Below are 8,414 nucleotides of genomic sequence, written 5' to 3' on the forward strand. Positions count from 1 at the left end.
TAAACAGCGAGCCTTTTTAGTCAAAGCGATGAACATCAATTTCTGTTTCAGGTAAATTTGTATACTTTATGAGCTTGACTTCAAGAATGCCGTTTCTGCACGTAGCTTTACTTCCTTTTCGGCTGACCGTACAAGGAAGTTGACACTCTTCTGTGAAATCTTCACCATCATACGTACCCGTAATCGTACAAGAGTAAGGTGTATAGGCAACCTTGACTTCTTCAATTTTATTAGAGGTTGGAAAAGAAAGTTGGACGATACATTCATCGTGCGTTTGAAAGACGTTTGATATTAATGAACTTCGCTGTTGCTCAGAAGAAAGCGGCTGATGGTACATTTGGTGTGCTTGCTTAAAGAAGTCGTTTTCTTTCATATATTGTGGAAAAGACTGATCCATTGCGTTGGATAACACTTGCTGTACATATTGATCGATATCTTTCATATTCATCTTTCCAAATCCATTTTCTTTAAAAGGTGATTTTCCAAACGGAAACATAGCGAACCTCCTTTAGCGACAAATGCCGTTTATGTAGCTTATGAATGCAATAAAAATAGGTGCATATCACAAATGAAATCGCCTTTTCCATATTTGGAAAAAGCGATTGAGAGAGAGGATTAATTATACATATGTTACAAATGCCTAATAGGTGCTTATACTTCTTTTCATAATAATGAGCATCCAAAGTGCATCATAGAAAATAGATGTGCTATGATAATAAGTATTAAACCGATGGGCGTAGTAGAGATTTAGTGAAAAAGGAGCGGTTGATAGTGCACAATTCATTTATCACGGATTCAAACAAAGAATCGTACCAAAAGCTTGCAGCTCTCATTCCAGCTTTTAAAGAGCGTGCTCAAGAAATTGATGAAAAAAGTAGCTTTCCCTTCCAAAACATTGAAGACTTAAAAAATGTTGGTTACACAACATGGTCATTAAGTGAAGCGAATGGAGGGGAAAACTTATCTCTGTATGACTTTCTATTGTATCAGGAGTTAATTGCTCAAGGTGATTCGTCCACAGCGTTAAGCATTGGCTGGCATATGGGCATTACGATGGATCTTCGTGATAAGCAGCCGTGGAAGCCAGAAACGCTTGAATTTTTATTTGGAAAAATTCAAAAAGGAGCGCTTGTTAACAGTGCGGCAACGGAACCGAAAACAGGGAGCCCTACGAGAGGAGGCCTTCCTGAAACCAAAGCAGAGCGTACAAAAGATGGCTGGGTGTTAAATGGCCGAAAAACGTTTACAACGATGTCACCTGTACTGGATTATTTTTTAGTTAAAGCTTTTGTGCCAGAAGCAAATCAGGTAGCACAGTTTATTATCCCAAGAGATACCCCCGGACTTTCGATTGAAGAAACATGGGATATGATTGCAATGAGAGGAACTGGAAGTCATGACTTAGTGCTGAAAGACGTTTGGATTCCCAAAGAATATTTAGCTGAATATATTGGTGGTAGTAAAAAGCCTGGCGCAAACGGATGGTTATTGCATATTCCAGCATGCTACATTGGCATTGCTATCGCAGCGAGAGACTACGCAGTAGAGTTTGCTAAAACCTACTCACCAAATAGTATAGAAGGAACAATCAGTGAACTTCCAAATGTGCAAATGCAAATGGGAGAAATTGAGCTTGAGCTTATGAAAGCACGTCACTTCATGTATAGCGTTGCGCGCAAATGGGATGAAGGACAAAAGCGTGAAGAATTGGCAGGAGAATTAGCTGCTGTAAAGCATGTGGTCACAAATAGTGCATTTCAGGTAGTAGACAAAGCAATGCGAATTGTTGGTGCACGCAGCTTGCAGCGGCAAAATCCTCTTCAGCGCTATTATCGTGACGTGCGAGCGGGTCTTCATAACCCGCCGATGGACGATATGACGCTCATTAATTTAGCAAAACAAGCGTTTAAATAATCATACTAAGAAAACGGCAAGAGTGGAATTAAGTAAACATCCGCTCTTGCCGTTTTTTTTACAAATATTTATTTTTATAGGTCAAGCATCTATGCATAACATGTTTAAGCTACATAGACTGTAGAGAATATTTAGTGAAAAAGCCAAGGTTTTTTGCTGAATATCAAGAGATGAAAGGAGACGATTTTTTATGAAAAGAGCAGTTGCACTTCGTGCTATTTGCTGTAATGGAGGAACAACTCCGGAGCCTGTTGAACCACCTACTTCCCCAACACCACTTTTAGGTACTTTATTAACGCTAGTAAATGAGCGCGTAACATTAGAAATTTCATCAGGTATCGAACCAACAATTACAGGTGTTTTATCATTTGTAGGTACAGACTATGTAGTTGTTGTTGAAGACGATTTATCCGTAACATTCGTTTTAGTTTCTCAAATTGAAACGGTAACACCACTTTAATTAAAAGGAGGAATAATGGTATGTTTGAAAGCTTATTACTTTCTCAATTGGCAAGATATGTTGGTCAGCGAGCTGAAATTGGATTAGATAACCGAATCATTGATGGAGTTATTACGCTTGTTGGTCCTGATCATGTCACGGTTGTTGAATCGATGGGGTATGGTGCTACGCCTGTATTTGTCCCCCTAACTTCTATTAACACAATTCGATTCTTCACTGTCTAAACTAATCTAAATTTTTAATGAAATCGCTCCAATTGGAGTGATTTTTTTTGGTGATGCTTTTCACGTGATCACGAACGTTGTATACAGTGAAATCTCGGTAGCATACCGAATAGCGCTTCATTAGCTCATTTAAGACGCTGACATCTTCGTACATACGCCCATCTAAAAAAGAAAGAACGGGAAATCCTCCAATTGCTTTTAGAAAAGACGTACGATAAATGCGTGGCCCCATCGGAAATGCGTAGCCTAAAAGCTCATTTTTTGAGCGAATGGACCGTCCGTGCACAACACCCATTGGCTTTAATCCATTGTGTGGTGTTTCTTTCCACCTTCGTAAATTTCCATACAAAATAGCAGCGTCTGAAGGAATAGAAGGTAAGTGATTTGAAATAACTGATAAAGCGTTGGGATCAAGCCAGTCGTCTGCATCAAGCTCTAGTACGAATTCTGTATCAACTAAAGGTAGAAGGGTGTTTAGAGCGCGTGCTTTTCCTCCATTTTCTTTTTGAATGAGCTGAAAGCCTAGCTGTGATTGAAGAAAAGCTAAGTCTTCAGCAGTTCCATCCGTAGAGCCATCGTCAACTACAAAAAGTTGTTTCTTTTGAAAAGAAACGCTTTGAATGAAGCATGAAGAAACGGCTGTATGAATAAATGGCTTTGCGTTATAAGCTGCTAGCATAATTGATAGAGGAGAGCTGGCTTTATGCTCAGTAGTAAACTGATAGAGTTGGCTAGTTTCTAAAAAAGCAGAAGCAAGGCGGGTTTCTTTTTGAATTCCCATCTTCACCGCTTTTTTTGTATCCACAGGTATGCATTGATCTGAAGGAAGGGTGCGTACCCAATATGCAAACATCGCTTCAACAAAAGGAAATGCGTGTATTTCAGGAAATGGAAATAATTTTAAATCGGCGCTTTTAAAAAACAGAGGTAGTTTTAACTCTTCATCTGTTAATGGATAAGTGTATAGCTTCATTTTATCTAGCGTTTGCTTTTTTAAAAGCGGAAGGTTTACGTCGTCTCCTTTAAATAAAAACAATACGTGCTCCTTATTTAAACGTTGAACTCTTTTGTTAAGCTCGCTTCCTATACAACTAGAAAGAGATATAGTATCCGCGTGGTGCGGAATCAATTGCAGAACTTCTGACTTGGCAATGAAGGTAACCGACGCACCGTCGCTCAGTTTGGCTAAAAGCTGCTGAATTACATGCGGACTTTCATGCCCAAAAAGAAAAATGTGCATATTTGTCATAATACTCTCCTTTTAACTTAGTCAATTATAGGCTGAACGCTAGTTTTTTTAAAAATTTCCATGCATACAAGGTATATATATTCTATGAGGTTTGGATTAATGTTGAGAGGTAGGTTAATAGCATAAAGATAATAATCTCGCCTATAGCAAGTCTTACTTCCCGGCATAGAGTAATAAGAGGATACAGCAAAGACGGAGTCTAAACTATGTATAGGATGTGTAGAGAATGAAAGTGATGACCATTTTAGGTACGAGGCCTGAAATTATACGTCTAAGTTTGATTATTGACAAATTAGACCGCTATGCAACTAAGCATATTTTAGTTCATACAGGTCAAAATTTTACCGCTTCCCTTAGCGACGTATTTTTTCAAGAGTTACAGGTTAGAAAGCCAGACTACGTGCTTGCTAATCAGCAAGCCACGTTAGGACAGCAACTTTCAACAATGTATGCTCAGTTAGAAACAATTTTTTTGAAAGAAAAGCCTGATAAAGTTTTGGTGTTGGGTGATACAAATAGCGGACTAAGTGCAATTCTAGCAGAACGTATGGGAATTACAGTGATGCATATGGAAGCTGGAAATCGTTGCTTTGATCTCGAAGTACCCGAGGAAAAGAATAGAAAAGTAATTGACGCCATTTCAAGCATTAACCTTCCTTATACTCCTCAAAGTAAAGAAAATCTTATTCGAGAAGGTGTTCCAAAGAACCGAATTGTGGTTTCTGGAAATCCTATTTTTGAAGTGTTAAACCATTACGCTCCTCAAATTAACGCAAGTTCTATTTTAGAAGCACTAAGCATCAAAAAAAATGATTATTTCTTAGTCACGATACATCGTGCTGAAAATGTTGATTATGAAGACCGTTTAGTTGAAATTATGAATGGTCTTAATAAAGTGGCCGAATCATTTCAAAAACGTATTATTTGCAGCATTCATCCACGAACAAAATCACGCATTGATAAGCATCCTTCTCTTCAAATTCATCCACTTGTTGAGTTTCATGAACCATTCGGCTTTTTTGACTTTGTGAAGCTTGAAAAAAATGCGCTTTGTGTTTTAACAGATAGCGGTACCGTTCAGGAAGAATGTTGCTTGTTTCATGTTCCAACAGTAACGGTTCGAAAAACAACAGAACGTCCTGAAACGATTGATTGTGGAAGCAATATGCTATCAGGCTTAAACGGGGATCAAATTGTAAACTGCGTCAAAGTCATGGTAAATCAGTCAAATAGATGGTCTTACCCGGAAGGCTACGATCATCCGGATGTTTCAGATAAAGTAATAAAAGTAATTTTAGGAGGTCTTAACAGTGTTTAAAAACCAAACGATTTTAGTTACAGGTGGCACAGGCTCATGGGGATACGAATTAGTAAGGCAGTTATTAACGCTTGACCCAAAGGAAATTAGAATTATTTCACGCAATGAATCCAGTCAATTTACAATGAAGCAAGAGTTTGACAACGATCCAAAGCTTCAATTTTTAATAGGGGATATTAAAGAAAAAGATTCATTGATTGAAGCATGCCAAGGCGTGGATTATGTGTTTCATCTTGCAGCTTTAAAACATGTTCCCGTCTGTGAAGATCAGCCGTTAGAAGCATTAAAAACAAACGTACACGGTACGCAAAACGTTATTGACGCAGCCATCATTTGTAATGTGAAGCGCGTAATTTACATTTCAACTGATAAAGCGGCGAATCCATCGAATTTCTATGGGCTTTCAAAGGCCATGGGCGAACGTTTAATTATTCATGCGAATACACTAAACACGAAGACAAAATTTGTATGCATTCGCGGTGGAAACGTACTTGGAACAAACGGAAGCGTTATTCACGTATTTAAAAAGCAAATTCAAGAAAAAGGAAAAGTAGGAATTACTGATTTAGACATGACGCGCTTTTTCTTAACGCTAGAAGATGCAATCAAGCTTGTCTTTAAAGCAACATTTGAAAGCCTTGGCGGTGAGATTTTCGTTATGAAAATGCCAACATGCAAAATCATTGACCTTGCTTATGTGTTAATCGATGCTTCAAACAAAGAAAATGTCGATATCGAAATACTAGGCATTCGTCCTGGTGAAAAAATTCACGAATTGCTTCTGTCGGAATACGAAAGCACAACAACGATTGCTTATGATGAAGAATATTTTGTCATCTTACCGCCAATTCATATTCCAGGTCTAAAAGAGCATTATGCAAACTTTAAGCCTGTGAACCTTGTGAACTATAATTCTAGCAAAGAGTTAATGACGAAGGAAGAAATTAAAGAGATGTTAGAGAAAGGACGGTTTATCTAAATGAAAATACTAATCCTTGGTGGAAAAGGAATGGCTGGTCACGTTATCACTTCTTATTTTAAGCAAAAACCTCAGTACGAAGTAGTCTATACATCAAGGGATTTAGATGACAAAGAAGGATTGTATGTTGATGTAACAAACGCAACTGATCTTGAAAAGTTAATGGAACAAGAAAAGCCGGATATTACGATTAACTGTATTGGTATTTTAAATCATCATGCGGAGCAGCATAGTAAACTTGCTTTCCACGTTAATAGCGTTCTTCCCCATCAGCTTGTAAAATTAACGGAGCGCTACCAAGGGAAGCTTATTCATATTAGTACAGATTGCGTCTTTTTAGGGGACAAAGGCAACTATACGGAAAGTGATGCTCCTGACGGGACATCCATTTATGCTCAATCCAAGCAGTTAGGTGAAATTATTAGCGATAAGCACCTAACAGTTCGAACTTCAATCATTGGACCTGAGTTAAAAACCGACGGAATTGGCCTATTTCTATGGTTTATGAAGCAAACTGGAAAAATCAAAGGCTATAAGCGAGCGCTATGGAACGGTATCACAACAATAGAGCTTGCTAAGGCAATTGAAGTGTTTATTCAACAGGACGTGACGGGACTTTATCATCTTGCAACCGAGCCGAAAATTTCCAAATTCGACCTTCTTCAGCTCATGAAAGAAGTGTTTCAAAAAGATGATGTTACGATTGAAGAAGATGAAGTATTTGTGTTGGATCGCACCATTAAAAATACGCGAATAGACCATATTTACACGCCGCCTACTTACCGAGTCATGCTGGAAGAGATGAAAGATTGGATTCAAAAGCAATGAGAAAGCGCATCCTTATTACCGGAGCAAGCGGTTTTACAGGGAAGCACGCAGTCGTGCATTTTATGAAAAAAGACTATGAAGTAACTGCTGCAATGCGCAAGGAAATGTCTTGTGAAGGTGCAAGCGTAGTTAGCTGTGATTTAGAAAACGAAGACCAGGTCATGAAGCTCGTTGAAGACGCAAATCCTCATTATATTCTCCACCTTGCTGGTCAAAATCATGTCGGTAGCTCATGGGAACAGCCTTTATCTTACGTTAACAGCAATCTAATTGGAACGCTTCATTTATTAGAAGCAGTGAGAAAAAAAGTGCCTACTGCTCGAATTGTAGTAGCCGGATCCGCGCTCCAGTATAATCCTTCAGATAGTTCAACACTGACTCATCCATATAGCTTTTCAAAAACGATGCAGATTCTAGTCTCAGAGGCATGGGCAAAGCTCTATAATCTCGATGTGGTTACTGCAAAGCCTTCAAATTTAATTGGACCTGGGCATTCCAACGGTGTTTGTTCGATTTTTGCCAAAAAAATTGCTGCTATGGAAAAAGGCGATGAAAAGAAAGAGCTTCACATTAGCAATTTAGAAGCCAGGCGCAATTTTATTGATGTGAGAGACGCTGTTGCAGCATATGAACATTTATTCTTATTTGGTCAAAGGAAGGCAGTTTATGAAATCGCCTCCTCTGTCTGCTATTCATTAAAAGAAGTTGCCTCTATGCTGAGAACGCTTGCTCACGTAGATTTCCAGATTACGAATGATGAAGCGAACAGTGAACCTTTCTTAATACCAGATACGTCACCCCTTCAACTTATAGGCTGGAAACCAAACTATTCGCTTGAGAAATCGCTTTTAGATATTCTGACATTTCATCGACAAACCAAGGATTAAAGTAGTACACGTTTTCATATAAATCAATAAACAAAAGAAAGCTGTCTAAAAAGGCAGCTTTTCTTTTTATAAGGAGGGGAGTGTAAATAATCAATATTGAAAATAAAGTTTGGTTTTCCATAAAAATATGAAAAAGAGTAGTTGTCAAATGGTTGATTATAAGTATAATAGAGATTGTAGATTGTGCAAACGTTTTCGCTATAAAATGAAAGCGTTCTATTTTTAGGGAGTTGTACAAGCGGTTGCACAAGTCAAACATAATAGGTCAACGGAGGGGTTAAAATGAAGAAAGCGTTATCAGTTTTCATGACTTCAGCGCTAACAGTAGGTATGTTAGCAGCATGTGGTCCAGAAGAAGGCGCAACAAGCACGACACCAGGATCTGGGAGTGGGGGAGAAAAACCAGAAAAGCTAGTTGTTTGGGAAGATAAAGATAAAGGACCAGCACTAGACTATGCAATTAAAAGTTTTGAAAAAGAACATGGTACTGATAATGAGCATTTTTAGATACAAATATTTCCATTTGATTAGAAATGATAGGTACCCTATGCCACT

10 protein-coding genes are annotated in these 8,414 nt (G+C 38.3%); 8 read left to right on the top strand and 2 right to left on the bottom strand.

The genetic code is table 11. The features are described 5' to 3' along the window. Positions 1-16: 16 nt before the first annotated feature. Positions 17-496 carry an Hsp20/alpha crystallin family protein gene (locus AC1UFB_RS05510; protein ID WP_100347935.1) on the bottom strand — a complete coding sequence of 160 codons (480 nt, stop codon included), beginning with the start codon at positions 494-496 and terminating at the stop codon, positions 17-19. Between the two features lie 275 nt (positions 497-771). Between AC1UFB_RS05510 and AC1UFB_RS05515 the strand changes: the two genes are divergently transcribed. The 3 genes from AC1UFB_RS05515 to AC1UFB_RS05525 all read left to right on the top strand — a co-directional run bounded on the left by AC1UFB_RS05515 (position 772) and on the right by AC1UFB_RS05525 (position 2,598). Continuing rightward, positions 772-1,914 carry an acyl-CoA dehydrogenase family protein gene (locus tag AC1UFB_RS05515; RefSeq protein ID WP_062686353.1) on the top strand — a complete coding sequence of 381 codons (1,143 nt, stop codon included), beginning with the start codon at positions 772-774 and terminating at the stop codon, positions 1,912-1,914. A gap of 190 nt (positions 1,915-2,104) precedes the next feature. After that, on the top strand, positions 2,105-2,374 hold the full coding sequence (locus tag AC1UFB_RS05520) for a hypothetical protein (RefSeq protein ID WP_076512379.1): 270 nt from the start codon (positions 2,105-2,107) through the stop codon (positions 2,372-2,374). 20 nt (positions 2,375-2,394) lie between these two features. Beyond that, positions 2,395-2,598, top strand: a complete 204-nt coding sequence (locus AC1UFB_RS05525) for a hypothetical protein (RefSeq protein ID WP_100347933.1) — start codon at positions 2,395-2,397, stop codon at positions 2,596-2,598. A 1-nt stretch (position 2,599) separates the two neighbouring features. Here the strand turns inward: AC1UFB_RS05525 and AC1UFB_RS05530 are convergent, their stop codons facing one another. Next, on the bottom strand, positions 2,600-3,847 hold the full coding sequence (locus AC1UFB_RS05530) for a glycosyltransferase family 2 protein (RefSeq protein ID WP_328101390.1): 1,248 nt from the start codon (positions 3,845-3,847) through the stop codon (positions 2,600-2,602). A gap of 226 nt (positions 3,848-4,073) precedes the next feature. Here AC1UFB_RS05530 and wecB point away from each other — a divergent pair, with 226 nt between their 5' ends. The 5 genes from wecB (at position 4,074) to AC1UFB_RS05555 (ending at position 8,366) form a co-directional block, all read left to right on the top strand. Beyond that, the gene (gene wecB, locus AC1UFB_RS05535; protein WP_119543517.1) at positions 4,074-5,165 is read left to right on the top strand and encodes a non-hydrolyzing UDP-N-acetylglucosamine 2-epimerase; all 1,092 of its coding nucleotides are present in this window, start codon (positions 4,074-4,076) and stop codon (positions 5,163-5,165) included. After that, a complete protein-coding gene (locus AC1UFB_RS05540; protein ID WP_062686344.1) occupies positions 5,158-6,144 on the top strand; it encodes a polysaccharide biosynthesis protein in 987 nt (328 codons plus the stop codon). The genes wecB and AC1UFB_RS05540 overlap by 8 nt, the downstream gene beginning before the upstream one ends. Then, positions 6,145-6,972, top strand: a complete 828-nt coding sequence (locus AC1UFB_RS05545; protein ID WP_100347930.1) for a dTDP-4-dehydrorhamnose reductase family protein — start codon at positions 6,145-6,147, stop codon at positions 6,970-6,972. Then, entirely contained in the window at positions 6,954-7,859 is a 906-nt protein-coding gene (locus tag AC1UFB_RS05550) for an NAD-dependent epimerase/dehydratase family protein (RefSeq protein WP_328101387.1), read from the top strand. Before AC1UFB_RS05545 ends, AC1UFB_RS05550 begins: the two co-directional genes overlap by 19 nt. 282 nt (positions 7,860-8,141) lie before the next feature. Next, positions 8,142-8,366, top strand: a complete 225-nt coding sequence (locus tag AC1UFB_RS05555; RefSeq protein ID WP_482588706.1) for a hypothetical protein — start codon at positions 8,142-8,144, stop codon at positions 8,364-8,366. The last annotated feature ends 48 nt before the right edge of the window (positions 8,367-8,414 follow it).

This window comes from Priestia sp. KCTC 13724, from assembly GCF_056820425.1.

Bases quoted from the DNA above. Each gene is read 5' to 3' on its own strand.
- AC1UFB_RS05545 (WP_100347930.1), top strand. From the start codon at position 6,145: ATGAAAATACTAATCCTTGGTGGAAAAGGAATGGCTGGTCACGTTATC.
- AC1UFB_RS05510 (WP_100347935.1), bottom strand. From the start codon at position 496: ATGTTTCCGTTTGGAAAATCACCTTTTAAAGAAAATGGATTTGGAAAG.
- AC1UFB_RS05520 (WP_076512379.1), top strand. From the start codon at position 2,105: ATGAAAAGAGCAGTTGCACTTCGTGCTATTTGCTGTAATGGAGGAACA.
- AC1UFB_RS05555 (WP_482588706.1), top strand. From the start codon at position 8,142: ATGAAGAAAGCGTTATCAGTTTTCATGACTTCAGCGCTAACAGTAGGT.
- AC1UFB_RS05525 (WP_100347933.1), top strand. From the start codon at position 2,395: ATGTTTGAAAGCTTATTACTTTCTCAATTGGCAAGATATGTTGGTCAG.
- wecB (WP_119543517.1), top strand. From the start codon at position 4,074: ATGAAAGTGATGACCATTTTAGGTACGAGGCCTGAAATTATACGTCTA.
- AC1UFB_RS05530 (WP_328101390.1), bottom strand. From the start codon at position 3,847: ATGACAAATATGCACATTTTTCTTTTTGGGCATGAAAGTCCGCATGTA.